Annotated in this window: 24 protein-coding genes; 12 read left to right on the forward strand and 12 right to left on the reverse strand. The window is 71.4% G+C overall.

The features are described from left to right. Positions 1-31: 31 nt before the first annotated feature. The 3 genes from WG212_RS07695 (at position 32) to WG212_RS07705 (ending at position 4,455) form a co-directional block, all read left to right on the forward strand. Complete coding sequence (locus WG212_RS07695; RefSeq protein WP_337186498.1) at positions 32-1,426, forward strand: carotenoid oxygenase family protein; 1,395 nt, start codon at positions 32-34, stop codon at positions 1,424-1,426. 14 nt (positions 1,427-1,440) lie between these two features. Then, positions 1,441-2,490 (forward strand): DUF2855 family protein, encoded by a 1,050-nt coding sequence (locus WG212_RS07700; protein WP_337186499.1) that lies wholly within the window; start codon positions 1,441-1,443, stop codon positions 2,488-2,490. 75 nt (positions 2,491-2,565) lie between these two features. After that, the gene (locus tag WG212_RS07705; protein WP_337186500.1) at positions 2,566-4,455 is read left to right on the forward strand and encodes an alkyl sulfatase dimerization domain-containing protein; all 1,890 of its coding nucleotides are present in this window, start codon (positions 2,566-2,568) and stop codon (positions 4,453-4,455) included. Between the two features lie 33 nt (positions 4,456-4,488). Here the strand turns inward: WG212_RS07705 and WG212_RS07710 are convergent, their stop codons facing one another. After that, entirely contained in the window at positions 4,489-5,424 is a 936-nt protein-coding gene (locus WG212_RS07710; protein ID WP_337186501.1) for a GlxA family transcriptional regulator, read from the reverse strand. 116 nt (positions 5,425-5,540) lie between these two features. Here WG212_RS07710 and WG212_RS07715 point away from each other — a divergent pair, with 116 nt between their 5' ends. Then, entirely contained in the window at positions 5,541-6,221 is a 681-nt protein-coding gene (locus WG212_RS07715; RefSeq protein ID WP_337186502.1) for a DJ-1/PfpI family protein, read from the forward strand. A 12-nt stretch (positions 6,222-6,233) separates the two neighbouring features. Here WG212_RS07715 and WG212_RS07720 read toward each other — a convergent pair whose 3' ends face one another. Next, complete coding sequence (locus WG212_RS07720; RefSeq protein WP_337186503.1) at positions 6,234-7,703, reverse strand: porin; 1,470 nt, start codon at positions 7,701-7,703, stop codon at positions 6,234-6,236. Between the two features lie 267 nt (positions 7,704-7,970). Here WG212_RS07720 and WG212_RS07725 point away from each other — a divergent pair, with 267 nt between their 5' ends. Continuing rightward, positions 7,971-8,513 (forward strand): AAA family ATPase, encoded by a 543-nt coding sequence (locus WG212_RS07725; protein WP_337186504.1) that lies wholly within the window; start codon positions 7,971-7,973, stop codon positions 8,511-8,513. Between the two features lie 4 nt (positions 8,514-8,517). On the opposite strand, the gene nadC is transcribed toward WG212_RS07725, so the two are convergent. Beyond that, positions 8,518-9,372 carry a carboxylating nicotinate-nucleotide diphosphorylase gene (gene nadC / locus WG212_RS07730; RefSeq protein ID WP_337186505.1) on the reverse strand — a complete coding sequence of 285 codons (855 nt, stop codon included), beginning with the start codon at positions 9,370-9,372 and terminating at the stop codon, positions 8,518-8,520. Beyond that, positions 9,369-9,983, reverse strand: a complete 615-nt coding sequence (locus WG212_RS07735; protein WP_337186506.1) for a TetR/AcrR family transcriptional regulator — start codon at positions 9,981-9,983, stop codon at positions 9,369-9,371. The genes nadC and WG212_RS07735 overlap by 4 nt, the downstream gene beginning before the upstream one ends. A gap of 47 nt (positions 9,984-10,030) precedes the next feature. Here WG212_RS07735 and WG212_RS07740 point away from each other — a divergent pair, with 47 nt between their 5' ends. Beyond that, complete coding sequence (locus WG212_RS07740) at positions 10,031-10,636, forward strand: hypothetical protein (protein WP_337186507.1); 606 nt, start codon at positions 10,031-10,033, stop codon at positions 10,634-10,636. A gap of 47 nt (positions 10,637-10,683) precedes the next feature. Here the strand turns inward: WG212_RS07740 and WG212_RS07745 are convergent, their stop codons facing one another. The 4 genes from WG212_RS07745 to WG212_RS07760 form a co-directional block, all read right to left on the reverse strand. Next, positions 10,684-12,195, reverse strand: coding sequence for an L-aspartate oxidase (locus WG212_RS07745; RefSeq protein ID WP_337186508.1), 1,512 nt, complete (start codon positions 12,193-12,195; stop codon positions 10,684-10,686). Next, positions 12,188-12,658 (reverse strand): hypothetical protein, encoded by a 471-nt coding sequence (locus WG212_RS07750; RefSeq protein ID WP_337186509.1) that lies wholly within the window; start codon positions 12,656-12,658, stop codon positions 12,188-12,190. The genes WG212_RS07745 and WG212_RS07750 overlap by 8 nt, the downstream gene beginning before the upstream one ends. Positions 12,659-12,660: 2 nt before the next feature. Further along, entirely contained in the window at positions 12,661-13,746 is a 1,086-nt protein-coding gene (nadA, locus tag WG212_RS07755) for a quinolinate synthase NadA (RefSeq protein ID WP_337186510.1), read from the reverse strand. A 143-nt stretch (positions 13,747-13,889) separates the two neighbouring features. After that, positions 13,890-15,860, reverse strand: coding sequence for an ATP-binding protein (locus tag WG212_RS07760; RefSeq protein ID WP_337186511.1), 1,971 nt, complete (start codon positions 15,858-15,860; stop codon positions 13,890-13,892). A gap of 315 nt (positions 15,861-16,175) precedes the next feature. Here WG212_RS07760 and WG212_RS07765 point away from each other — a divergent pair, with 315 nt between their 5' ends. Continuing rightward, complete coding sequence (locus WG212_RS07765) at positions 16,176-17,357, forward strand: cell wall hydrolase (RefSeq protein ID WP_337186512.1); 1,182 nt, start codon at positions 16,176-16,178, stop codon at positions 17,355-17,357. 6 nt (positions 17,358-17,363) lie between these two features. On the opposite strand, the gene WG212_RS07770 is transcribed toward WG212_RS07765, so the two are convergent. Both WG212_RS07770 and trxB read right to left on the reverse strand, forming a co-directional pair. Beyond that, positions 17,364-17,852: an N-acetyltransferase gene (locus WG212_RS07770; protein ID WP_337186513.1), complete on the reverse strand. Its 489-nt coding sequence runs from the start codon at positions 17,850-17,852 to the stop codon at positions 17,364-17,366. A 4-nt stretch (positions 17,853-17,856) separates the two neighbouring features. Beyond that, the gene (gene trxB, locus WG212_RS07775) at positions 17,857-18,867 is read right to left on the reverse strand and encodes a thioredoxin-disulfide reductase (protein WP_337186614.1); all 1,011 of its coding nucleotides are present in this window, start codon (positions 18,865-18,867) and stop codon (positions 17,857-17,859) included. Positions 18,868-18,905: 38 nt separating this feature from the next. On the opposite strand from trxB, the gene WG212_RS07780 reads away from it, so the two are divergent. The 5 genes from WG212_RS07780 to WG212_RS07800 all read left to right on the forward strand — a co-directional run bounded on the left by WG212_RS07780 (position 18,906) and on the right by WG212_RS07800 (position 22,698). Next, positions 18,906-19,052: a hypothetical protein gene (locus WG212_RS07780; RefSeq protein ID WP_337186514.1), complete on the forward strand. Its 147-nt coding sequence runs from the start codon at positions 18,906-18,908 to the stop codon at positions 19,050-19,052. A 37-nt stretch (positions 19,053-19,089) separates the two neighbouring features. Next, on the forward strand, positions 19,090-19,293 hold the full coding sequence (locus tag WG212_RS07785) for a hypothetical protein (protein ID WP_337186515.1): 204 nt from the start codon (positions 19,090-19,092) through the stop codon (positions 19,291-19,293). Between the two features lie 34 nt (positions 19,294-19,327). After that, positions 19,328-20,383, forward strand: coding sequence for a pseudaminic acid synthase (gene pseI, locus WG212_RS07790; protein WP_337186516.1), 1,056 nt, complete (start codon positions 19,328-19,330; stop codon positions 20,381-20,383). A 4-nt stretch (positions 20,384-20,387) separates the two neighbouring features. Further along, positions 20,388-21,077 carry a DNA alkylation repair protein gene (locus tag WG212_RS07795; protein WP_337186517.1) on the forward strand — a complete coding sequence of 230 codons (690 nt, stop codon included), beginning with the start codon at positions 20,388-20,390 and terminating at the stop codon, positions 21,075-21,077. Between the two features lie 103 nt (positions 21,078-21,180). After that, a complete protein-coding gene (locus tag WG212_RS07800) occupies positions 21,181-22,698 on the forward strand; it encodes an NAD(P)/FAD-dependent oxidoreductase (protein ID WP_337186615.1) in 1,518 nt (505 codons plus the stop codon). A 15-nt stretch (positions 22,699-22,713) separates the two neighbouring features. Here WG212_RS07800 and pseG read toward each other — a convergent pair whose 3' ends face one another. Both pseG and WG212_RS07810 read right to left on the reverse strand, forming a co-directional pair. Then, positions 22,714-23,727 carry a UDP-2,4-diacetamido-2,4,6-trideoxy-beta-L-altropyranose hydrolase gene (pseG, locus tag WG212_RS07805; RefSeq protein ID WP_337186518.1) on the reverse strand — a complete coding sequence of 338 codons (1,014 nt, stop codon included), beginning with the start codon at positions 23,725-23,727 and terminating at the stop codon, positions 22,714-22,716. A gap of 125 nt (positions 23,728-23,852) precedes the next feature. Next, on the reverse strand, positions 23,853-26,006 hold the full coding sequence (locus WG212_RS07810; protein ID WP_337186519.1) for a calcium-binding protein: 2,154 nt from the start codon (positions 26,004-26,006) through the stop codon (positions 23,853-23,855). Between the last annotated feature and the right edge of the window lie 29 nt (positions 26,007-26,035).

Raw genomic sequence — 26,035 nt, forward strand, 5'->3', positions numbered from 1 at the left:
AGTTACAACGGGTCCTGTGGGAGGGACGACCATGGACGGTGACGCGCGCATCAATCCTTACCTGGCGGGGAATTTCGCCCCGGTCCGTTCGGAGGACGATTTCGACCTCGTCGTGAAGGGCGAGATCCCGGCGGGCCTTCGCGGCGCCCTGTTCCGTATCGGGCCCAACCCGCAGTTCGAACCGCGCGACCCGAACCACCACTGGTTCGGCGGTGACGGCATGGTCCACGGCTTCTACGTGGCCGACGGCAAGGTCGCCTATCGCAACCGCTATGCGCGGACCCCCAAGTGGGAGCTGGAGCATGAGCACGGCCGCTCGCTGTTCGGGAGCTTCGGCAATCCGATGACGACCGATCCCCTGGCCATGGGCAACGAGGGCGGCGTCGCCAACACCAACATCGTCTGGCATGCGGGCCGGCTGATGGCCCTGGAAGAAGGGCACCAGCCGTTCGAGATGGACCCGAAGACGCTGGAGTCGAAAGGCTATGTGCGCCCCTACGCCGGGCGGGTCACGGCGCATCCCAAGATCGACCCGGTGACCGGCGAGATGATCTGGTTCGCCTATGGCGTGGGCCCGATGCCGCTCTCGGCGGGCATGAGCTACGGGATCACGGATGGCGCCGGAAACGTCGTGCGGCGCAGCGACTTCCAGGCCCCCTACGGCTGCATGGTCCACGACTTCATGGTCACGGCGGACCACGTGCTGTTCCCGATCCTGCCCCTGACCGCCAGTCTGGAGCGGGCCATGAGCGGCAGGCCGGCGTTCGCCTGGGAGCCGGAGAAGGGGTCCTATGTGGGCGTCATGCGCCGCGACGGCGACGTCGCCGACATCCGCTGGTTCAACACCGAGGCCTGCTATGTCTTCCACCCGCTGAATTCGTGGGAGGAGGACGGCAGGATCGTCTGCGACGTGATGCGCTACGACGTGGCGCCGTTGTTCCCCAACGCCGACGGATCGCCGGGCCAGAAGGCGGCGGCGCGCATGGTGCGCTGGACCTTCGACCTGAACGGGACGTCCGACGCGATCCAGGAGACGCCGCTGGACGACCTCGACGGCGAGTTTCCGCGGGTCGATCCGCGCGTGGAGACCCGCCGGCACCGCCACGGCTGGTACGCGGGCGAGACCACGGGCTCGGGCACCGTCCGGATGAACGCCATCGCCCACCTCGATCTCCAGACCGGGCGGCGGCAGGTGTATGAACTCACCGGCGGCGACGCCACGTCCGAGCCCGTGTTCGTGCCGCGCGCCGCCGACGCGCCCGAGGGGGACGGCTGGCTGACGGCCGTGGTCTGGCGGGCGGCTGAGAACCGCTCGGATCTGCTCGTCTTCGAGGCGCAGGATGTGGAGAAGGGGCCCATCGCCACCGCGGAGCTTCCGCGCCGCGTGCCGTTCGGCTTCCACGGCAACTGGGCGGCGATCGACTGAACGGAGTGACTTCGATGCGTGGCTGGGACCTGCTGGTCGACCGGGGCGACCTGACGAAGACCGCCCTGGCGGAGACCGACCCCGACGCCGCGCTGGCGCCGGGCGAGGCGCTGCTGGAGGTCGAGAGCTTCGCGCTCACGGCCAACAACGTGACCTACGGCGCGGTCGGGGAGCAGATCGGTTACTGGCGGTTCTTCCCGGCGCCCGAGGGGCAGGGACGCATCCCGGTCTGGGGTTTTGCTCGCGTGGTCCGCTCCAAAGCCCCCGACGCGCCGGAAGGGCTCCGACTGTTCGGCTACTGGCCCATGTCGAGCCACACGGTCGCGCGCCTGGAGCGGCGGGGCGACGGCTATGTAGAGACGTCCGCGCACCGGGCGGAGCTGCCGCCCACCTACAACGCCTACCAGGCCGCGCCGCCGGCTTCGGACGACGACTGGCGCGCGCTGCTCCGGCCGCTGTTCATGACCTCGTTCCTGCTGGACGATCAGCTCTCGGATACGCCGCTCAAGACGCTGGTGCTGTCCAGCGCGTCGTCGAAGACGGCGCTGGGCCTGGCTTGGCTCGCGCGCCGACGAGGCGTTCGGGTCGTCGGCCTGACCTCGCCCGACCACGTCGCCCTGCTGGAGGGGACAGGCCTCTACGACGATGTGGTCGCCTATGCCGATATCCCGGCCCTGAAGGCGGAGGGACCGGCCGCCTATGTGGATTTCGCCGGCCGCGCCGCGGTCACCCGCGACGTCCACGCGGTGCTTGGCGACGCCCTGACCTTCAGCCTGGGCGTCGGCCTGACCCATTGGGACGCGAGGGCCGCGCCGCGGCCAGACATCCCGGGCGTGACGCCCGTCTTCTTCTTCGCGCCCGACCGCATCCGCCAGCGCGCCAAGGACTGGGGCATGGCGAGCCTGGACGCCCGCTTCCAGGCGGGGCTGGGCGACTTCATCCGAGAGAACGCTTGGCTGAAACTGCGCCACCATACCGGACCGGACGCGCTGAGGGCCCTCTACGCCGAGGTCGTGGCGGGCCGTGTCCGGCCCGACGAGGGGCATATCGTCAGGCCCGCTTGAAGTCCCGAATGTAACCTGCGGTACAGTTGTCGCTGGCGGGGCGGCGCAGGTTCGCCCGAACTTCGGGAGGGAACCATGAGACTGCTCTTGGGCGCCGTGCCGGCCGCCCTCCTGGCCGGCTTCCTGGTCGCCGCGCCGGCCTCCGCTGCGGGGCCGGACTTCGCCGACCGCCGTGACTTCGACTTCGCCGGGCGGGGATTCCTGGGCGCCCGCGCCGAGCCGAAGATCACCGCAGCCGACGGGCGCGTGGTCTGGGACCTGTCGGCCTTCGATTTCCTGAAGGGTCCGGCGCCGGCCAGCGTGAACCCCAGCCTGTGGCGACAGTCGCAGCTCCTGGCCCGTCACGGCCTCTTCGAGGTGACGCCCGGCGTCTGGCAGGTGCGCGGCTTCGACCTGGCCAACGCCACCTTCATCGCCGGCAAGACCGGCTGGATCGTCATCGACCCGCTGACCAGCGCCGAGGCCGCGCGCGCGGCCCTGGACCTGGCCAACGCCAAACTCGGCGCCCGGCCTGTCGTGGCGCTCATCTACACCCACAGCCACACCGACCACTTCGGCGGCGCGCGCGGCATGGTCGAACAGGCCGACGTGGACAGCGGCAAGGTGCAGGTGATCGCCCCCGAGGGCTTTCTCGAACACGCCGTCAGCGAGAACGTCATCGCCGGCCCGGCCATGGGCCGGCGGGCGACCTATCAGTTCGGAAGTTTCCTGCCCAAGGGGCCGGAGGGCCTGGTGAACGCCGGCATCGGGCCGGGCCTGAGCGCCGGCACGCAGACGCTGATCCCGCCGACCGTGGACATCACCCGCACCGGCCAGACCCTGACCGTCGACGGCGTGCGGCTGGAGTTCCAGCTCACACCCGGGACCGAGGCCCCGGCCGAGATGAACATCTGGCTGCCCGACCTGAAGGCCCTGTGCCTGGCCGAAAACGCCAACGCCACGATGCACAACGTGCTGACCCCGCGCGGCGCGCTGGTGCGCGACGCCAGCCAGTGGGCGGCCTATCTGGGCGAATCCCTGCGGATGTACGGCGACCAGGCCGAGGTGCTGTTCACCAGCCACGCCTGGCCCCGCTTCGGCCGCGAGGTGATCGCCGACTACATCGAGAAGCACCGTGACGCGTACAAGTACCTCCACGACCAGACCGTCCGGCTGATGAACGACGGCCTGACCGGCGCCGAGATCGCCAACCGCATCCGCCTGCCCGAGGTGCTGGACCGGGAATGGTACAACCGCGGCTACTACGGGACGATGAGCTTCAATTCCCGGGCGGTCTATCAGCGCTACATGGGCTGGTACGACGCCAACCCGGTGAACCTGGCGCCGCTCGATCCCGCCGACGCCGGCGCCCGCTACGTGGCGATGATGGGCGGGCGCGAGGCCGTGCTGGCGGCGGCGCGGAAGGCCCATGACGGCGGCGACGACCGCTGGGCGGGCGAACTGGCCAACCGGCTGGTGATGGCCGATGGGAACGACATGGCGGCCAGGGCGCTGCTGGCCGGCGTCTACGATCGCCAGGGCGCGGCCGCCGAGAGCGCGATCTGGCGCAACATGTACCTGTCCGGCGCCCAGGAGCTGCGCGGCGGCGTCCGCGCCGGCCCGGCCCAGGGCGGCTCGCTGGATTTCATCCGCAACACGCCCACGCCCATGTTGCTGGACCTGCTCGCCGTCCGGCTCGATCCCGACAAGGCGGGGGAGGGCGCGGTGGCGGTCGACCTGACCTTCCCGGATCGCAAGGAGCGCTTCCGGGTGCGCGTGAAGCATTCCGTGCTGACCTACGAGGCCGATCCGGCGGGCGGCGTGGCCGATGCGGCCTACACCCTGCCGCGCGCGCAATTCCTGACGGGCGCCCTGGCGGGCGCGGATCTCTCGAAGACCGCGACATCGGGCGATCCGGCGGCCCTGGGCCGGCTCCTCTCCTGGTTGACGCCGCCGCGACCGGGCTTCCCGATCGTCACGCGCTGATCGCCCTTGGGCGTCGTCTCGACGCCAATCCGTTCATCGTCGCGCCGCGCGGCGCAGGGCCTGGGGTGGCTGGCCGAAGGCGCGCAGGAAGGCGCGGCGCATCCGTTCGGGGTCGCCGAAGCCGGTGGCGTCGGCCACCCGGTCTATGGGGTCGACGCCGGCCTCCACCGCCGTCCGCGCCGCCTCGAGGCGCAGGCGTTCGACCGCCTTGGCGGGGGTGGTTCCGGTCTCGGCCGTGAAGGCGCGGGCGAAGTTGCGCGGGCTCATGGCCGCCTGGGCCGCCAGCCGTTCGACGGGCAGGGGTTCGTGCAGGCGTCCGCGCATCCAGTCCATCAGGTCGCCGAACCGGCCCGTGCGCCCGCCCAGCTCGACCAGGGCCGAGAACTGCGACTGCCCGCCCGGCCGCCGCTGATGGACGACGAGCTGCTGGGCCGTGCGGCGGGCGACCTCGGCCCCCAGGTCGTCCTCGATGAGGGCCAGCGACAGATCGATCCCCGCGGTGATGCCGCCCGAGGTCCAGACCTCGCCGTCGCGGATGAAGATGCGGTCGGCGTCCAGGCGGACCTTCGGATAGCGCCGCGCGAAGTCATCCGTGCGGCTCCAGTGCGTGGTGGCGCGCCGGCCGTCCAGCAGCCCCGCCTCGGCCAGGAGGTAGGCGCCGGAACACACGCTGGCGTGGCGGCGCGCCTCCACGGTCTTCAGCCAGGCCACGACGGCGACGAGGTCGCTCAGCGAGCGCGTCCCGTCGCCGCCGGCGACGATGACGGTGTCGAACCGCGTGTCGTCCAGCGTCCGGGCGCCCATCCGCACGCCGGACGAACTCTCGATCTCGCCGCCGCCGGGCGCGAGCAGGGTGAAGGCGTAGCTTCCGGGCCGGAAGCGCTCGGCGATCTCGAAGGCGGCGACGGGACCCGCGGCGTCCAGGATCTGGAAGCCGGGAAACAGGACGAGGCCGACGTTCCGGTTCATGGCAGAAATCGTGGGAACATTGTCATTTCAGACAGACCCTGCGCCGCCTAGGGTCACGGCGTCAACTGGAAGGCCGCCCATCCCAGGACGGTCGGCCCGCAGGACGGAGGCGCCCCATGGCCAAGACCCGCATCGTGTTCGCGCTCTACCCGGGCGTGACGCACCTGGATTTCACCGGCCCGCACCAGGTGCTGGTCCGGACGCCCGACTCCGAGGTGGTCGCCGCATCCCTGGGGGGAATCGATATCGAGGCCGAGGGACTCACGTTCTCGAACCTCGCGGATCTGGCGGCGATCGATCGGTGCGACGTGCTGTGCATCCCGGGCGGCTTCGGCACGACGGCGGCGATGCAGGACGAGGCCTTCATGGCCCAGATCCGGCGGCTGGGGGCCGGCGCGACATACCTGACGAGCGTCTGCACGGGCTCGTTGATCCTGGGCGCGGCCGGGTTCCTCAAGGGGCGGCGGGCCGCCACCCACTGGGCCTGGCGCGGCGAACTGCCGGCCTTCGGCGCCACGGTGGGGGACGAGCGCGTGGTGCGGGACGGCAACGTCATCACGGGTGGCGGGGTGACGGCGGGCATCGACTTCGCCCTGGTCCTGCTGGAGGAACTGGCCGGCCGCGACTACGCCGAGGCGATCCAGCTCGGGTTGGAGTATGCGCCCGCGCCGCCGTTCGAGGCGGGTCGTCCCGAGCTGGCCCGGCCGGAGGTGCTGGCCGTGGTCCAGGCCCGCATGGCGGCCGCCGGCGCTGCGCGAGCCGCCGCCACGGCCGCGGCGGCGTCGAAACTGGCGTAGGCTTGCGCAGCCTTAGAACGACACCTGGCTGCGAAGGGCGACGACGTTGGCCTCGTCACCCACCTGGACGCCCGTGGGGCTCAGCCGATCCACGTCGATGCGCAGATACTGAAGCTGGAAGCGAAACAGGGCGTTCGGATACCAGTTGAGCGCGACCGTCGCGATCTCCTGTTCGCCGCCCCGGATGCCGAAGACGGGCGTCGCGGTTCCTGGAGCCCCCTCGCCGGCGTTGAGGTCGAGAACGCTGTAGCGGGCGGCGATCTCGAGGGCGCCCCAGTGGCCGTCCGCAGGACTGAAGGCGGCCTTGGGCTTCACGCCCCGGAAGCTGCCGGTCTGGCCGGACCACTCGTGACGTTCGCCGGTGAGGGTCCAGGCGCCCTGGACATACCATCCGCCAAAACGTGGATTGAAGCCGCCGATGCGATCGACGTCGATCCGGAACACCTCGGCCGACATGTGCAGGTTCCGGTAGAAGATCCCCAGTTCGCCCCCGTAGACCGTCATGCCCTTGGCGCGGATGGCGGCCGTATCGACGAGGCGCGCGCCGTCGACCCGAAGCTCGGGCCGCTCCCGGAAGCGCAACTCGGTGACCGTGGTCGTCCCCGGGCCGGTGTCGGCGACCTTGAAGACGCCTTGCACGCTGGCGCCCGCGTGCAGCGCCCAGTCCTCGCCGGCGAGGGGGGTGAAGGCCGCGCGGGCGATATAGCCCCCCTGTTCGTCGAACTCCGGAGTCGACGCCCCGACTGTGCCGCCTGTCAGCACGAGCGAGCCGAACCAGCGGTCGCCGTTGGCCAGAACCCCGACGCCGGACCGCGCGTCGCCGCCGGCCATGTTCCGCACCATCTCGGCGACGGCGGGGCGTTCGATGAAGAGGGCCTCGGCGTTGCTGGTCGCGTCCTCCAGCCCTGCCGACGGCGCCCAGCCGCCGATGCGCAGGCGGATGGGGTTCTTCAGGCCCGCGGGCCGCCAGCCGGCGTACTCGAGGAATGCCTGGTTCAGGATCGGTGATTCCGTTCCGCTGCCGCCGAACTCCGCGATCAGGCTGTAGTTCCAGTGCTTTTCGAACGTGCCCTCCAGCCCGATCCGCGCGCGGCGGAAGTTCGTCCCCGAGTTGAGGTCGTTCGTCCCGGCCCTCTCGTCATAGGCCGCGGCGTCGAACTGGATCGTCGAGCGGATCGCGAACCGCGAGCCGTCGGGGGCGCTCAGGGCGGGCCTGCCGTTCGCCAGGGTGACCTTGGCCACCGTGTCGGAGGCGGGTTCGGGGGGGCTGGCGGCCTGGTTGGCTTTGGCGTCCTGGGTGGTCTTGGCGATCTGGGTGGTGGCCCTGGCGGTCTCGGCCTTCAGCTCGGCGAGTTCGCCGCTCAGGGCCGCGATCCTGGCTTCCAGGGCGGCGATCCGCTCCTCGGTGGTCTGGGCGAGGGCGGGGGTGGAGGCTCCCGCCAGAAGGGCGGCAAGTAGCGCCGTCCGTGAGGTCATGTTCATTCCGGTGCAGCCTTCTACCCGCGGAACGGATGCGGCAGGCCAAGACGGCGGCGGTGGAAACCGCCTTCCGGCTCGCGCAGCAGGAAAGCTCTCTGCGCGGATTCCTGGTTTCGGGCGACACCTATTGCGTCGGACGCGTCGTCCTCGAGGCCGGGCCGGCCCCGAGCAGTCGACCCCGAGCAGTCGACCCCCGCGCGACCGGCCGTGCGCGGCGGACCTCGGGTGTGACGGCTCGCGAACGCCGGCCCGCCTGCCTATGCTGTCGCCATGAGCCGCATCGTGATCGTCTCCGGGCCGCCCGGCGCAGGGAAGTCCACCGTGGCCCGCCGGCTGGCCCAGCGGATCGCCGCGCCGCACGCCATGCACCTGCGCGCCGACGACATCTTCACCTACGTCATGAAGGGGTTCGTTCCGCCCTGGATGCCTGAGGCCCACGGCCAGAACCTCACCCTGATGTCGGCCACCGCCGTACAGGCGGCCACCTGCGCGGCGGCGGGCTACGAGGTCTTCGTGGACGGGGTCGTCGGCCCCTGGTTCCTCGATCCCTGGCGGCGCGAAGCGGCCGCGCGCGGGCTTGGACTCGACTATGTCGTCCTGATGCCCGGCGAGGACGAGACCGCCACCCGCGCCGCCGGCCGCCAGGGGCGGGGCGACATGACCGATCCCGAGGTGGCGCGGCGCGTCTGGCGTGCGTTCGGGAACCAGCCGCTGGTCGAGCGGCATCGGATCGACAGCACCCTGCTGGACGTGGGCCAGACCCTCGACGCCGTGCTGGCGGGGCTGGCCGAGGGCCGCTTCCGGCTGAGCTGAAGGATCACCCCTCGACGGCGTCCAGGCCGATGTCGAGGACCCGCACCGAATGGGTGAGGGCGCCCACGCTGATCACGTCCACGCCGGTCTCGGCGATCTCGCGTACGGTCTCGAGGGTCACGCCGCCCGACGCCTCCAGGGTGATGCGGCCGTCGACCATCCGGACGGCCTCGCGCATGTCGTCCAGGCCGAAGTTGTCCAGCATGATCACGTCGGGGTCGCCCGCCAGCGCTTCCTGGAGCTGGTTCAGGCTGTCGACCTCGACCTCCACCTTCACCAGATGGCCCGCAAAGGCCTTGGCGCGCCGCACGGCCTCGCCCACCGAGCCGCAGGCGGCCACGTGGTTGTCCTTGATCAGGATGGCGTCATCCAGGCCGAAACGGTGGTTCACCCCGCCGCCGCAGCGCACGGCGTACTTCTCCAGGGCGCGCAGGCCCGGCGTCGTCTTCCGCGTGTCGGTGATGCGCGTCTTCGTGCCCGAGACGGCGTCGACGTAGTCCTGGGTCAGGGTGGCGATTCCGCACAGGCGGCCCAGCAGGTTCAGCGCCGTGCGTTCGGCGGTCAGGATCGCCCGCGCATTGCCGCTGACCCGCGCCAGGGCGCTGCCGGCCGTCGCCACCTGGCCGTCGCCGACCAGGGGTTCGACGCGGGCCGTCGGGTCGATCTCGGCCAGGGTCAGCCGGATGCAGGACAGCCCCGCCACCACGCCGCCCCGCCGGGCCACGAAGTCGGCCGTCAGCCGTGCGTCGGCCGGCACGCAGGCCTGGCCGGTGATATCGCCCGCGCGGCCCAGGTCCTCGGCGAGGGCGTTGCGGATGACGGGCTGGATGAGCAGGTCGGGAAGAGGGTCGAGGGTCATGGCTGTCTGTCCTGCGCTTCCTGGGTGACGCCCGCGAGGAACCCGCGGATCAGGGTGAGGGTGGCCGCGCGGACCTCCAGGCTCGCCGCCTGGGGATCGGCCGCGATGGCGATGCGCAGCGCGCCCTGGACGAACGCGCCGAAGACGAGGTGCGACAGGGTCGGCACGATGGCGTCGTCCAGCAGCCCCGCCTCGGCCAGGTGACCCATCGCGTGCGCGATGAGGCCGATGCAGACCGGCTCCTGCAGGGCGATCCACTGCTCGAACCCCAGCACCGCCGGCCCGTCGATCAGCAGCAGCCGCCGGGCGTCGGCGGCCTCGTAGGCGTCGAACATCTTGCCCCCGCCCACGACGATCTCCTGCAACGGATGCGGGCTCTCGGCCATGGTGGAGAGGTCGACGTATCGGGCCACGTCCATCATCACCGCGTCGCAGGCGGCCCGGAACAGGTCGGTCTTGTCCTTGAACTGATAGTAGACGGCGCCTTTGGTCAGGCCGGCGGCGGCGGCGACTTCGTCGACGGACACCGCCGCGTATCCGTTCTCGGCGAACAGCCGGCGGGCCTGGAAGACCAGGCGATCGCGATTGGTCAGCGGCGCCGTTGACATCATACTGTCGGTATGGCGATCATACCGTCGGTATGACAAGGGATGCGACCATGTGGACGCCCACCTGGACGATCGTGCTGGCGGCGGCCGTCGCCGCATTGGCCCTGGGCGCCGGGTTCATGGCCTGGGGCGGCGGCTGGACGATGGACGGCGCACTGGAGGGCGTACGGATCACGGCCCGTTGGGCCTTTCCGTGGTTCATCCTGGCCTGGAGCGCCTCGTCCGTGGCCCGGCTGTGGCCGGGCGGCTGGCGCAGCGCGCTGCTGCGGCGCCGGCGGGCGATCGGCCTGGCGTTCGCGGCCAATCACTTCGTCCATCTGGGCTTCATCATCCTGGCGGCCGGGGTCTTCGCCATGCCCCTCAGCCCGGTGTCGGTCGTGGGGGGCGGGATCACCTATGTGATGATCGCGGCGATGGCCGCGACGTCCAGCGACGCGGCGGTGCGCTGGATGGGCCGCACGCGCTGGAAGATCCTTCACGCCGTGGGCGGCTGGATGGTGCTGCTGATCTTCACCAACAGCTATGTGGGCCGGCTGGGCGAAAAGCCCTGGCTGGCGATCCCCGCGGTGGGCCTCATCGCGCTGGCGTTGCTGTTGCGCGCGGCGGCGACGCTGAAGGACAGGCTCGGCGGGCGGGCGGCCCGAGCGACCCCCTGAACTCAGGCCCCCTGAACTCAGGCCCTCTGAACTCAGACCGCCTGAACTCAGGCCGCTTGGCATGGCGCGCGGTCGGCCAGGGTGACGAAGGTCCGCTCGGCCTCGAGAGCGCCCGGGAAATCCGAGCGGAAGTGTCCGCCGCGGCTCTCGCGCCGCTCCAGGGCCGCCCGGGCGATCAGTCGCGCGGCGACCAGGGCCGCGGCTTCGCCGTGCCGGGTCTGCAGAAGGTCGATCTCGTGAAGCAGGCGGGTGAGCCCGGCGGCGTCCCGGATCACGCCGGCATCGCGGCTCATGGCGGCGCGTAGCGTCTGGAGGGCCTCGTCGGGCAGGTCCGGCGCGGGCGTCGCGCGCAGCAGTGGAAGCTCCGAGCCCGGGTCCGCGCGCGCGGCGCGGCCGGCGCGCTCGCCGAAGACGGCGGCTTCCAGCAGCGAGTTCGACGCCAGGCGATTGGCGCCGTGCACGCCGGTCGACGCGCATTCGCCGGCGGCATAGAGGCCGGCCAGGCTCGTGCGCCCGTCCCTGTCCGTGGCGATGCCGCCCATATGATAGTGGCAGGCCGGCGCGACCGGGATCGGCTGGATGCGCGGGTCGATCCCGCCGCCCATGCAGGCGGCGAAGACGGCGGGGAACGCGTCCGGGAAATGGGCGCCGACCGCCTGGCGGGCGTCGAGGAAAACGCCGCGCCCGGCCGCACGCTCGGCATGGATGGCGCGGGCCACCACGTCGCGCGGCGCCAGCTCGGCGTCGGGATGGTAGCGCGTCATGAAAGCCTGGCCCACGCCGTCGATCAGGGTGGCGCCCTCGCCACGCAGGGCTTCGGTGGCCAGCGGCGCGGGATCGCGGCCGATGTCGATGGCGGTGGGGTGGAACTGGACGAACTCGGGATCGGCGATCGTCGCGCCGGCCAGGGCCGCCAGCCCCAGGCCCTCGCCGCGCAGCTCGGGCGGGGTGGTGGTCACCGCGTACAGCCCGCCGACGCCGCCGGTGGCCAGGACGACGGCGCGCCCGGTGATCTCGACGACGTCGCGGCCGATGCGGGCCTGCACGCCGCGCACGCGGCCGCTCGTCTCCTGCAACAGGCCCACGAGCCGCGCGCCCGTGCGCACCTGGACGTGCGGCGCGGCCAGCGCGGCGACCACCACCGCCTGCATGATGGCCTTGCCGGCCTGGTCGCCCTTCACGCGGGCCACGCGGGCGCGGCTGTGGGCCGCCTCCAGGCTCTGGGAAAACCCGCCACCCTCGGTCCGGTCGAACGGCGCGCCCAGGCCGGCCAGCCGGCGCACGGCCGCCGGGCCTTCCTCGGCCAGCAGGCGAGCCATCTCGGGAACCACCAGGCCCGCGCCGGCCGCGACCGTGTCGGCGGCGTGCAGGGCGGGCGCGTCGTCGTCGCCGAGCGCCGCGGCCACGCCGCCCTGCGCCCAGGCCGAGGAACAGCCGCTGTTCAATGGCGCGTCGGTCAGGACCAGCACCCTGGCGGGCGCTGCGGCCAGGGCGGCGGTCAGGCCCGCGAGGCCTGCGCCCACCACGATGACGCCGTCATGATGCAGGCGCTCAGGCATCGGCCGCCTCGTAGAACACGTCGGTCCGCCGGGCCCGGGCCTCGGGCATGAAGGGGCCGTGCACCTCCCAGTGGACGCCGGTCAGCCGGCGCCCCAGGCGCGCCGCGCCGTCCCTGGCCGCGGCATGGGCCAGGCCCCGCTCGGACCAGGGACCCAGGTGGGTCACCCGCACGGCCGCGCCCGCGGGCGTGCGCCAGGGCGTGACCGCGCCCAGGCCCGGAAAGTCGTGGGCCACGCCTACGCCGATGCGCAGGTCCATGACGCCGTCGTCCTCGCCCTCGCAGAGCACCACGTCGCCCCAATAGGGGCCCCAGGCCCCCGTGCGGAGCGCGGCGTGAACCGAGTCCAGGGCCCTGAAGACGACGTCGCCCATCTGCTCGGGACGGACGCGGGCGGCGACGGCCGCGATCGGCTTGGCCGCCACGGTCGCGACGACCGGGTGATAGGCCGTCTCGGGCGCCATCGTCAGATCAGCTCCACGTCGACGTGGTGGCGGGCCTTCACGAGGTCGTAACGGGCGGGCTTCGCCGGCGGCGGCAGGTCGACCATCCGCTGGACGGCCAGCCGGGCGCGTTCGGCGATCGCCGGATCGACGGTCACCTCGTAGCGGTCGTGGACCAGGGCCTCGTAGATGTTCTCCAGCGTGATCCGCTTCATGTGCGGGCACAGGTTGCAGGGGCGCACGAACTCGGTCTCGAGGGCGTCGGCGGCGACGTTGTCGGCCATCGAGCACTCGGTGATCAGCACCACGCGCTTGGGCTTCCGCTGGATGACATAGTCGTTCATCGCCGCCGTCGAGCCGGCGAAGTCCGACACCTCCAGCACCTCGGCCGGGCACTCGGGGTGGGCCAGCACCTCGGCGCCGGGGTAGGCGGCCTTGATCTCCAGGATGTCGGCGGCGGTGAAGCGCTCATGCACCTCGCAGCGGCCCTTCCAGGCGATGATGCCGATATGGGTCTGGCGGGCCACGTTGCGGGCCAGGAACTCGTCGGGGATCAGGATGACCCGGTCGACGCCCCATTGGCGCGCGGTTTCCTCCACCACCTGCACGGCGTTGGCGCTGGTGCAGCAGATGTCGGTCTCGGCCTTCACGTCGGCGGTGGTGTTCACGTAGGTCACCACCGGCAGGCCCGGATAGCGCTGCTTGATCAGGCGCACGTCCGCGCCCGTGATCGACGAGGCCAGCGAGCAGCCGGCGCGCAGGTCGGGGATCAGCACGCGCTTCTCCGGCGACAGGATCTTGGACGTCTCGGCCATGAAATGCACGCCGGCCTGCACGATCACCTTCGCGTCCGACCGCGCGGCTTCCTTGGCCAGGCCCAGGCTGTCGCCCACATAGTCGCCGACGCCGTGGAAGATCTCGGGCGTCATGTAGTTGTGGGCCAGGATGACGGCGTCCTTCTCCCGCTTCAGCCGGTTGATCTCGGCGATCAGAGGAGCCTGGAGGCGCCATTCCATGGGCGTGACATGTCGTTTGACCTTCTCCCACGCGGGAGCGGTCACGGCTTCGACTTCCGGCGTGAAAGCGAACTGGAACCCGTCGGCGGCCATGGAACCCTCCTTATGCTCAAAGTGAGCATTTCTCAGGCCTATAAAAAGGCGTCACGCTGTGAATCGGACGCTTATGCTCACTTCGAGCATAACTACTATATGGGCCTGACGTAGGGGTGCGCAAGGGGATTCGAACGGGGCGCCTAGCGGACCGCCTCGGCGATCTGCCGGGCGAGGGTGTCGCGGCCGTAGGGCTTGTGCAGCAGCGGCCAGGGCGCGGCGCGGGCGGTCGAGAGCACGTCGCCCGTGTAGCCCGACGACAGGATGACGGGCAGGCCGGGGCGCAGCGCCGTGGCCTCATAGGCCAGATCCACGCCGGTCTTGTCGCCCGGCATGATGAGGTCGGTGAGCAGAAGGTCGATCGCGGCCCCGCTGCGCACGACGGTCAGGGCGGCTTCGGCGTCGCCCACCCGACGCACACGATGGCCCAGGTCGGTCAGCATCTCCTCGACCATCTCGCCCACCTGCAGGTCGTCTTCCGCCAGCAGGATGTCGAGGGCGGGGCTGGTGATGGGGGGAGGCGGCGGCGCGAGGGCGACGGCCGCCGCCTCCCCGTCCATGCGCGGCAGGTACAGGCGCACGCAGGAGCCCTTGCCCGGTGCGCTGTCGACGGTCACCGCGCCGCCGCTCTGGCGGGTGAATCCGTAGACCTGGCTGAGGCCCAGGCCGGTGCCTCGTCCCGGCGGCTTGGTGGTGAAGAACGGCTCGAAGGCGCGCGCGATGGTCTCTGCGTCCATCCCGGTCCCGGTGTCGTGGACGGCCAGGCAGATGTAGTCGCCGGCCTCAAGCCCCTCCACCTGCCGGTCGGCCAGGCGCACGGGCAGGGTCTCGATGCGGATCATCCCGCCCGACGGCGTGGCGTCCCGGGCGTTGACCACCAGATTCATGATCGCCGCCTCGAACTGGCTGGGGTCCAGGTTCGCGACGCCGCCCGGCGCCGCCGGCGCCAGGACAAGTTGGACCGCCTCGCCCACGGCCCGGCGCAGCAGGGGCTCGCTCTCGGCCAGCGCGCCGTCGATGCGCATGGGGGCCGGCTTCAGCGTCTGCCGCCGCGCGAAGGCCAGGAGTTGCTGGGTGAGCCGTTCCCCGCGGCGGGCGGCGCCCAGCGCCGCCTCGATCATCCGCTCGCGGCGGGCGGCGTCGTCGGGGCGACGCTGCACCATGTCCAACGCCCCGATCACCACGGTCAGCAGGTTGTTGAAATCGTGCGCCACGCCCCCTGTGAGCTGGCCCACGGCCTCCAGTTTCTGGGCGCGCTGCAAGGCCGCTTCGGCTTCGTCGCGTTCGGCCAGGGCCGCCTGCACCCGCTCGGCCAGCAGTTCGTTGATCCGCTTGAGGTCGGCCTCGGCCTGTTTGGCGTCGGTGACGTCGTAGCCGACGCCCACGTAGCCCTCGAAGGTCCCGTCCGCGCGCCACCTGGGCTGCGACAGCGATCGGACCCAGCGGAAGAGGCCGTCCCGGCGGCGATAGCGGGCCTCGAGGATCACAGGCTCGTGCGCCGACTCCCGGGCGACCTGCTCCTTCAGCACACGGTCCAGGTCGTCGGGATGCAGGACCTTGCGCCAGTCGAAGTTGACGGCCTCCTCGTAGCTCACGCCCAGGAAGTCGATGTAGGCCTCGTTGGCGAATTCCCGCAGGCCGTCCGTCCGGGTCACCCACATGAGCACCGGAGCCGAATCCGCCAGGCTGCGGAATCGGGCCTCGGTCGCTTCCAGCGTCTTCTGGGCTACGGCCTGGGCGTCCCGCGCGGCGTCGAGCTTCAGGAGAGCGTTGCGCAGGCCTGCGGACACCACCACGGTCAGGGCGGCCGAGAGGGCGAACATCACCATCACCGGCAGGCTGTCCGCGCCGGGGCCGATCGTCAGGGGGTCGACGCGGCCCAGGACCAGGGCGGCCGCCAGGGTCGCCCAGCCCCAGCGCGGGCCGGCGTAGAGCGTGGCCACCATGAGGGCGGGGAAGGTGGTCGCCGAGACGGTCGTGATGCTGCCGGGCCCCAGGGTGGCCATCCGCGCCAGCACCGCCGCGCCAAGGGTCGCCGCACAGACGGCGAAGGCCGCGGCGACGTGGGGCGGACGCCGGGGAATGAGCCTTATCGGCCAGGCGATCGGCGTCATGTCGGTGCGGTGAACCTCTGCGCCCTGTGGGCTGCGCCAGCATGGGGTGCAGTCCGAAGCGGCGCAACCGCAAGGGTGATCCCGTCGGACGGGATGTCCAACGTGTCGCAGTTGCACGAAAATTGCCGGCGTCGGGTCCAAATGACGCCGGTATGCGCCTATATGCGACGCCCGAAGCTGCAAGGCCGCCTGTCGCGGGTGACGCCGAAAGGGAGGGGAGAGCCCCTGACTGCGAAGCAAGATACGGGGCCTGCGAAGCAAGATGCGAGGCCTCGCGCCACGGCCGCGAAGTCCGCGATCCCCAGGACGCTGGGCGTGAAGATCGGGGCCGGCGTCGTCGTCGGCGCGGTGCTGGCGGGCTGTGCGCCCGAGTCAGGCCGTCCCGTCGCCGAGACGGCGCGCTTCGTGTCCCGCGACATGTCGGATTCGGGCCTGTTCCACCTGGCGTCGCGGATGGACCCCGCCATGCGCGCATTGGCCGTCCGGCACGACCCTGGCGTCCGCCGCGCCGACCTGTGGGCGCGGCCTGAAGGCTGGACCCGCCTGGATCTGGAGAATGTGCCCACGCTCGGCCTGGGCGAGACCGATCCCACCACCGCCGAGGAATTGAACGCGCTCCGGCCCTTCTCGAAGCTGCCGATCCGTCCGATGCGGCCCTTCGTGCTGAAGGATGGCGGCCCGGACTACGCCCGGGCGTTCCAGTGCCTGAGCCAGGCCGTCTACTACGAGGCGGCGCGCGAGCCGCGCCTGGGCCAGGAGGCGGTGGCCCAGGTGGTGCTGAACCGCATGCGCCACCCCGCCTATCCGAAGTCGGTCTGCGGCGTGGTCTACCAGGGCTCGGCCCGGGTCACCGGCTGCCAGTTCACCTTCACCTGCGACGGCTCGCTGCGCTGGGCGCCCCAGGGCGACCTGTGGCGCCGCGCCCAGGACGTGGCCCGCCGCGCGCTGGCCGGCCATGTGGACCGGACGGTGGGCTCGGCCACCCACTATCATGCCCAGTACGTCGCCCCCTACTGGGCCCCCACGCTGGTGAAGATGACCCAGGTGGGCCAGCACATCTTCTACCGCTGGACCGGGCCCTGGGGCGAGCCGCCAGCCTTCACGGGCCGCTATGCGGGCGGCGAGGCCTATCTCTCGCCCGCCGTCCTGGGCGGCGTCGACGCCCGGACGCAGGGCGGTCTCCTGGCGCCCGAGCTCCAGGGGGTTCCGGCCGAACGAAGGATCACCCTGGCGGTGGCCGGCGAGGTCCGGACCTACGACGTGGTCGATCCCACCATGCCGGGCGGCGAGCGGACCCGCGTGCGCGGCGTCCTGATGTCCACCCGCCGCCAGCCGACCGCCGAGGAGATCCAGCGCATCAACCGGAGCCTGGAAGAGGTGGAGCGCTCGCTGGATGTCCGGCCCGCCTCGGCGCCGTCCATGACGCCTCCGGCTGGCGCGCACCAGGCCCCGGCGGCGCCCGCGGCCGTCGCCCCGCCCGCCGCTCCCGCCGACTGAGGGTGCTCAGGCCGAGAAGGCGTCGGGATAGGCCACGCTGAGCGGCGCGTCGAAGGCGCCGGCCTGGAGCGCGATCGCCATGAACGCCGGGCTGCCGGCATAGGCCGATGTCACCTGCGCCGCGGTCTCCGGGGCGAAGCCGAAGCGCGGATAGTAGCCGGGGTGGCCCAGCACCAGCACGCCGTGCGCGCCGAATTCGCGGGCGCTCTCCAGCCCCGCTCGGACGAGGGCCGCCCCGATCCCGGCGCGTTGCAGCGCGGGCCGGACGGCCAGCGGGGCCAGGGCCGCGAACAGGTCGGCGCGGTCGGCGAACAGGCGGCTGAACAGGATGTGGCCGTCCACCCGGCCGTCCTCGGCCGCCACCAGTTCGAACAGCACGTCGCCGCCCGCCCGCAGGCGTTCGATCAGGCGCGCCTCGTCCGGCTGGCCGAACGCGAGTTCGTTGACCTCGGCGATGGCCGGGCGATCCTCCGCGCGGGCGTAGCGGACCGCCACCGCCTCACCAGGCTCCGATCTTCTGGACTTCCTGGTGGCTGATGGGGTGCTGAGCCTTCTTGTGGTCCTCTTCCGCCAGGAACCGCACCGCCTCCAGCGCGGCCATGCAGCCCATGCCCGCCGCGGTCACCGCCTGGCGGTAGACGTCATCGGTGACGTCGCCGGCCGCATAGACGCCGGGGATGGCGGTCGAGGCCGTACCGGGCTTCACCTTCAGATAGCCCGAGGCGTCCATCTCGAGCTGGCCCTGGAAGAGCTGGCTGGCCGGGGCGTGGCCGATGGCGATGAACACACCGTCCGCCGCGATCGTCCGGGTCTCGCCCGTGTTCACGTCCTTCAGCCGGACGCCGGTCACGCCCATCGGGTCGGTTTCGCCCAGCACCTCGTCGATCGCATGGTTCCAGACCACCTCGATCTTCGGGTGGTTGAACAGGCGCTCCTGGAGGATGCGCTCGGCCCGCAGCTCGTCGCGCCGGTGGACCAGCGTCACCTTGGACGCGAAGTTCGTGAGGAACAGCGCTTCCTCGACGGCCGTGTTGCCGCCGCCCACGACGATGACCTCCTTGCCGCGATAGAAGAAGCCGTCGCAGGTGGCGCAGGCCGAGACGCCGAAGCCCTGAAACTGCTGCTCGGTGGGCAGGCCCAGCCACTTGGCCTGGGCGCCCGTGGCGATGATCAGGGTCTCGGCCAGCCACACCTGGCCGCTGTCGGTCTCCAGGCGGAACGGGCGCTGCGACAGGTCGGCCCTGGTGACGATGTCGCTGACGATCTCGGTCCCGACGTGGGCGGCCTGGGCCTGCCTCTGCTCCATCAGCCAGGGTCCCTGGATGACGTCGGCGAAGCCGGGATAGTTCTCCACGTCGGTGGTGATGGTGAGCTGGCCGCCGGGCTGGATGCCCTGGATCAGCACGGGCTTCAGCAGGGCGCGCGCGGCGTAGACGGCGGCGGTGTAGCCGGCGGGGCCGGAGCCCACGATCAGGCAGCGGACGGAACGAGGTTCGGACATGCCGCTTATGTAGGCGGGATTCTAGCCGCTTGCGATGGGATCAAGCCATGAACCTCGGCCTTTGGATCGCCATCGGCGTGGGCCTGGGCGCCGCCCTCGGGGCGGTGATGGACAACGTCGGCGTGGGCATCGGCCTAGGCATCGCCATCGGTGTCGCCCTGGGCGCCGCCTTCGGCCGCCGGAAGGGCGACTGAGCGGAACGATTTCTGTGGCCAAGCTTTATCGTCGGCGATGGACAAGAAGCTGAAGATCGCCGGGGTCGTCTTCCTCGTCGCCCTCGCCCTCGGCGCGGCCTGGGCGCTCTGGCTGGGCTTGAAGGCGCTGGCCTGGATCGCGGGCGCGGGCCTGGTCATCGGCCTCGCGGCCGGCGGTGCGCTGGGCCTGCGCTCGCGCCGGAAGCTCCCGCCGCCGGACGATCATCCGCAGCTTGGTTAACGCCGCCTTCAGCGGCGGCGGGGTATAAGACCCCATGTCCCAGCCTCCCGAGATCGAGATCGCCGGACGGAAGATCGGCACCGCGCACGCGCCCTTCGTGATCTGCGAGCTGTCGGGCAATCACAACGGCAGCCTGGAGCGCGCGCTGCGGATGGTCGACGCCGCCGCCGACACGGGCTGCGACGCCATCAAGATCCAGACCTACACCGCCGACACCATCACCATGGACGTCGACCGGCCCGAGTTCCGCATCCACGGCGGTTTGTGGGACGGGCGAAGCCTCTACGAGCTGTACCAGGAGGCCCAGACGCCCTTCGAATGGCACGCCGCCATCTTCGAGCGCGCGCGGAAGCGGGGCGTCATCGTCTTCTCCAGCCCCTTCGACGAGACGGCGGTGGACCTGCTCGCCGATCTGGACGCGCCGACGTACAAGATCGCCTCGTTCGAGGCCGTGGACCTGCCGCTGATCCGTTACGCCGCGGCCCGGGGCAAGCCGCTGATCATCTCCACCGGCATGGCCAGCCTGTCCGAGATCGAGGCCGCCAGGGCCGCCGCCCTGGACGCCGGGGCGCCGGGCGTCGTGCTGCTGCACTGCGTCTCCAGCTATCCGGCCGTGCTGGAGGACGCCAACGTCCGCACCGTCGCCGACATGGCCCGGCGGTTCGGATGCCCCGTCGGCCTTTCCGACCACACCATGGGCACGGCCGCCTCGGTGGCCGCGGTCGCCCTGGGCGCCTCGGTGATCGAGAAGCACTTCACGCTGGCCCGCGCCGACGGCGGCCCCGACGCCGCCTTCAGCCTGGAGCCGGCCGAGTTCAAGGCGCTGGTGGACGACACCAAGGCCGCCTGGACCGCCCTGGGCCGCGCCCACTACGACCTCCTGGGCTCGGAGCGGGGCAACGTGATGTTCCGCCGCTCGCTCTACGTCGCCGCCGACGTGAAGGCGGGCCAGTCGCTGACCCGCGCCAATGTCCGCTCCATCCGGCCGGGCAACGGCCTGGCGCCGGCGCACCTCGAGGAGGTGCTGGGCCGCACGGCCACGCGCGACCTGGTCCGGGGTGAGCCCCTGGGCTGGGACATGCTGGCCTAGGGGCATGGACCCCGACGACCTTAAGATCGTCTCCATCGAAGCCGGGCTCTTTCTGCGCCCTTCCGGCGAGCCCGGCCCCGAGCCGCCGCCCCGGCCGACCACGCCTGTCCTCAGGGCGCGGCGCCAGCAGATCTCACGCGTGCTCCGGCGGGAGCCCGCGTCCGAAGTGCTTCGGTCGGTTCGCCAACTGGAAGGCGAGCTGCCGCAGGAACAGAAATGGCTCGCCTACGAGCTCATCCGCTTCCATCCCGGGGCCTTCTCCGAGATCGACGAGGCCGCCGTCGAGGACTACGTCGACCGCGTCGCCTCCTGGTACGCGACGGACGCCTTGGGGACGGTGCTGTCGGGACGCCTCTGGGCCGCGGGACGGCTGCCGGACTCGATGTTCGACGCCTGGTCCCGGTCGGACAGCCGTTGGCGGCGCAGATCGGCCCTGGTCGCGACGGTGGGGCTGAACGCCGTCGCGCCCGATCCGGCCCGGACCTTTCCGATCTGCCTGCGCCTGGCCGACGACCGGGACGACATGGTCGAGAAGGCGGTTTCCTGGTCGCTGCGCTGGCTCGCTCAGAAGGACGGGGCGGTCGTGGACGCCTTCATGGCCGAGCACGGTTCCCGTTTCCGGCCCCGCGTGCGTCGCGAGGTGGGGCGCAAGCTGACCACGGGCCGGAAGACTCCGCGCTCGACACGCGCCTAGCTTCGCGCTTTATATTATCGGCGATAACTTATTGACCGCGATCAAGGCCCGTGCGCCGGGTTGCGGCATGATCGTGGCGAAGAACCAGAAGCGGGAGGGTGCGATGACCATCGCGACAGAGGCGCCGAGCAGGGCCGGCCATTTCGACGTCCTGATCGTGGGCGCGGGGATTTCCGGGATCGGTGCGGCCTACCACCTGAAGACCCGGTCGCCCGACCGGAGCTTCGTCGTCCTCGAGACGCTGGAGAGCTTCGGCGGCACCTGGCTCACCCACAAGTATCCCGGCATCCGCTCGGACAGCGACCTCTACACCTTTGGCTACCGGTTCAAGCCCTGGGTCGGGCCGCCGATCGCCACCGCCCAGGAGATCCTCAACTACATGGGCGAGGTCATCGACGAGAACGACCTCGGCGGCCACATCCGCTATGGCCACCGCATCCTTCGCGCGGCCTGGTCCAGCGCCGAGAACCTCTGGACGATCGAGGCGGTGAAGCTCGACACCGGCGAGCGGCTCACCTTCACGGCCGGTTTCCTTTGGATGTGCCAGGGCTATTACCGCCACGCCGAGGGCTATACGCCCGAATGGGAGGGGATGGCCGACTTCAAGGGCCGGATCGTCCACCCGCAGACCTGGCCGGAGGACCTGGACCTTTCGGGCAAGAAGGTCGTCATCATCGGTTCGGGGGCCACGGCCGCGACGCTGCTGCCCAACATCGCCGACGACTGCGAGCACGTCACCCTGCTGCAGCGCTCGCCCACCTATTTCATCCCCGGGCGCAACGCGATCGACATCGCCGACCAGCTCCGCCTGCTGAAGGTGGACGAGAGCTGGATCCACGAGATCGTCCGGCGCCAGCAGCTCTACAACGGCGATCTCTTCACCCGCCGCGCCGTCGAGGAGCCCGAGACGGTGAAGCAGGAACTGCTGGCCGGTGTCAGCGCCTTCGTGGGGCCCGAGATCACCGAGAAGCACTTCACGCCCAGCTACCGGCCCTGGCGCCAGCGCATCGCCTTCGTGCCGGACGGCGACCTGTTCCGCGCCGTGAAGAGCGGCAAGGCCTCGGTCGTCACCGACCATATCGAACGCTTCACCGAGACCGGCATCCGCCTGAAGTCGGGCGAGACGCTGGACGCCGACGTCGTCATCACCGCCACTGGTTTCGACCTCAGCGTCCTGGGCGACATCGACTTCGCCATCGACGGCCAGCCGCTGAACTTCGGCGACACCGTCACCTACCGGGGCATGATGTTCACGGGCGTCCCCAACTTGGTCTGGGTGTTCGGCTACTTCCGGGCCAGCTGGACCCTGCGGGCCGACCTGGTCGCCGACTTCGTCCTCCGCCTTCTCGATCAGATGAAGGCCAAGGGCGCCAGGAAGGTCTCGGTGGCCCTGCGGCCCGAGGATCGCGACATGCCGCGGCTCTCGTGGATCGACCCCGAGAACTTCAATCCCGGCTACCTGATGCGCTCGATGCACCTGCTGCCCAAGCGCGGGGACAAGCCGGAGTGGCAGCACAGCCAGGACTATTGGGCCGAGAAGGATGAACTGCCGCAGATCGACCTGGACGACGCGGCCTTCGTCTACGAGGGGGCCGACGCCGGCGCTTCGCGCGCCGCCTGAGGCTACGGCTGACGCTCAGCGGCCGGCGATCAGCCGCAGGAACGTCTCGGCCATCCGGCCGGCGCCCAGCCCGTCACAGGTCTCGGCGCTGCGCCGGGCGAGGTCGCGCCGCAGGTCGGCGTCGCGGAGCAGCCGCCACAGCGCCCGGTCCATCGCCGCGTCGAAGTCGCGATCGGCCAGGTCCAGCACGATGGCCGCCTCGCGCTCGGCCAGGGCGCGCGCGTTGGGCCGCTGGTTGTCGGCCAGAACCACCAGGATCGACGGCAGACCCAGGACGCAACGCTCCCAGGCGCCGGAGCCGGCGGCGCCGATCCCGATGTCGGCCTCGGCGGTCAGGCGCGCCATGTGCGGGGTGTCCACGTGGAGCAGCAGCCGGGTGTCGCGCCGTGCGATCTTCGCCAGGCCGGCAAGGCTGGGGGCTCCTGCGCCCAGGACGATGTCGAGGCCCGCGTCCTGCAGCCGCGGCCGCACCGCCTCGACGATGCGGGCGGTGACGCCGTCGACGTCGGTCAGGCCCATCGACACCAGGATCCGCTGCACCGGCTCGCCGCGCCAGGCCAGGGCGGGTTCGCGCAGCGCCGCGAACTCCGGTCGGACGGCGGCGAACTCGGGTCCCAGCAGCAGGCGGGTCGTCTCGGGAACCAGGCCGAGGTAGTCCTCGGCCCGTCGGGCGGGACCGGCGTCCGCCACCACATCGGCCCCGAGCGGCCGGTCGGCCAGGTCGTCGACGACCAGGACCGGCCGGCCCTGGGCCATCGCCCGGTGGTCGGGTTCCGAAAGGCCATAGTGGTCGAACGCGACGGCGTCGAAGGCCTCGCGCACGGCCGCCGCCGCCAGGTCCTCGGCCGCGATCCGTTCCGCATCCGGGGCGAAGGCGTCCAGCACGCCGGCCAGGGCGGGCGGTCCTACGAAGGCGAAGGCCGCGCCCTGGGCCGCCATCGCACGGGCCAGGGTGAGGCTGCGCATCACGTGGCCGCCGCCCACGGTGGGGCCGGCGTCGACGACGAACAGGATCCGCGGGCCGGTCATAACCGCCGATGGCCTCCGAAATGGGCGAGATCGGGGCAAGTCATGCCGGCGACTTCATCCGATGCGGCCCCAAAAAGCAAAGGGCCGCCCCGAAGGGCGGCCCCACGACGCGCGGGTCGGGCGCGTCAGAGGATGTTGGTCTCGCTGATGTCGGCCAGTGTCTTGCCGACCAGCAGCACCGACTCGTCGGCCGTGCCGTTGCCGCCCTGGTCGTAGAAGACGACCACGTTCGAGCCCACGGCCACCGCCACATAGATCACGCCGCCGGTCATGAGGCCCTGGGCCGCCGCGACGGCGGCGGCGAAGTCGGCGGCCGTCGCCTCGGCATAGTTCCCGCCGGCCCCCGCCACGTCGCCGAACTCGATCCGGTCGGCGGTCGTCCAGTCGGTGATCGTGTCGATGGTCGCCAGGCTGGCCACCCCGCTGTCGCCGGCGCCGATGACGAACACGTCCGCGCCCGCCCCGCCGGTCATCTCGTCACGCCCGGCCCCGCCTTCGATGATGTCGTCGCCGGCGCCGCCCGTGATGCTGTCGCCGCCGCTTCCGCCCACCAGGGTGTCGTTGCCGGAGCCGCCGTCGATGATGTTGTCGTCGCCGCTGCCGCTGCCGTCGATGCTGTCGGCGCCGTCGCCGCCGCTGGCGGCGGCCCGTCCGGTGAAGCTGATGACGTCGTCGCCGGCGCCGCCGTTGATGATGTCGACGCCGCCCCCGGTCGTACCGCCCGTGGAGATGGTGTCGTTCCCGCCGCCGGCCGACACCGAGTCGTTGCCCGCGCCGGTGATGATGCTGTCGGTTCCGCTCCCGGTCACGACCGTATTGTTGCCGGCGCCGGCGTTGATGGTGTTCGCGCCTTCGCCGCCGTCGATGGAGTCGGCGCCCGCCCCCGTGGTGATGTTGTCGGCGCCCGCGCCGCCCGAGACGGTGTTCGAGCCGCCCGTGTCGACCAGGGTGTCGTCGCCGTCGCCCAGGTTGATGCTGTCGTTGCCCGCGCCGCTGGCGACCGTGTCGGAGCCGCTGCCGGCCGAGATGGTCAGGTTCCCGCCCGCGGCCGAGCCATCGATGCTGTCGGCGCCGGCTCCGGTCGTCACGCTGCCGCTGCCGGTGAGCGTGATGCGGTTGGCGCCCGCGCCCCCGTCGATCGTGTCGGCGCCGGACCCGCTGCTGATGGTGTCGTCGCCGTCGCCGCCCGAGATGCTGTCCGAGCCCGCGCCGGTCGAGATGGTGTCGGCTCCCGCGCCGCCCGAGATCGTGTTGTCGCCGGCGCCCGCGGCGATGGTGTCGTCACCGCCGCCGCCCGAGATGCTGTCCGAACCGGCGCCGGCCGTGATGCTGTCGTTGTCGACGCCGCCCGTGACCGTGTTGGCCCCGCCGCCCGCGTCGACGACGTTCGTGCCGGAGCCCGTGTCGATGAGGTCGGCGCCTGAGCCCGCGACCAGGGAGTCGTTGCCCGCGCCGAGGTTGACGGTGTTGGCGCCGTCACCGGCGTTGACGGTGTCGTTGCCGTCGCCCGCATCGATGATGTCGGCGCCTGCGCCCGCCACGATGGTGTCGGCGCCCGCGCCGCCGTCGAGCGAATCCGAGCCGCCGCCGCCCGTCAGGTTGTCGTTGCCCTCCTGCCCGCCGATGGTGTCGTTCCCGGCGGCCCCGACGATGGTGTCGTCGCCCAGGTTGCCCAGCATGTAGTCGTTGCCGCCGGACCCGGCGATGGTGTCGTTGCCCTGGCCGCCCAGCAGCAGGTCGCCGCCGGAGCCGCCGGTGATGCTGTCGTCGCCCAGGTTGCCCTGTGCGAACTGAAGGACGCCGGGGTTGCTGCCGGGTCCCACGTTGATGACGTCGTTGTCGCGGCCGCCATAGATGACGTCGTCGCCGTCGCCGCCGTTCAGGACGTCGTCGCCCTGGTTGCCCTGGAGCACGTCGTTGCCGGCGCCGCCGTTGAGGGTGTCGTTGCCCAGCCCGCCGTAGAGGCCGTCCGCGCCGGCGGTGCCGGTGACGTTGTCGTTGCCGGTGGTGCCCGCGTACAGCAGCGAGCTGTCCGGGAAGATCGCGGCCGAGCCGCCCGTCGTCGAGGTGGCCCGGAAGCCGCCGGGATCGCTGAAGGTGACCGAACGGCCGTCGCCGTTCAGGATGATGAGGTCGGGCGAGTTCACCGTGAACGGTATGAAGCTCACCGAGACCTGGGCGGCGGTCAGCGTCGGCTTGGTGAACACCAGCACGTCGTTCGCGGCGCTGAAGGCGAGCGCCTGCGCCGGCGTGATTTCATCGAAGAAGAACGTCGCCACTGTGCGGCCCCCAAATGCGAATCGGTTTG

The organism is Phenylobacterium sp. (genome assembly GCF_037189685.1).
Taxonomy (GTDB): domain Bacteria; phylum Pseudomonadota; class Alphaproteobacteria; order Caulobacterales; family Caulobacteraceae; genus Phenylobacterium.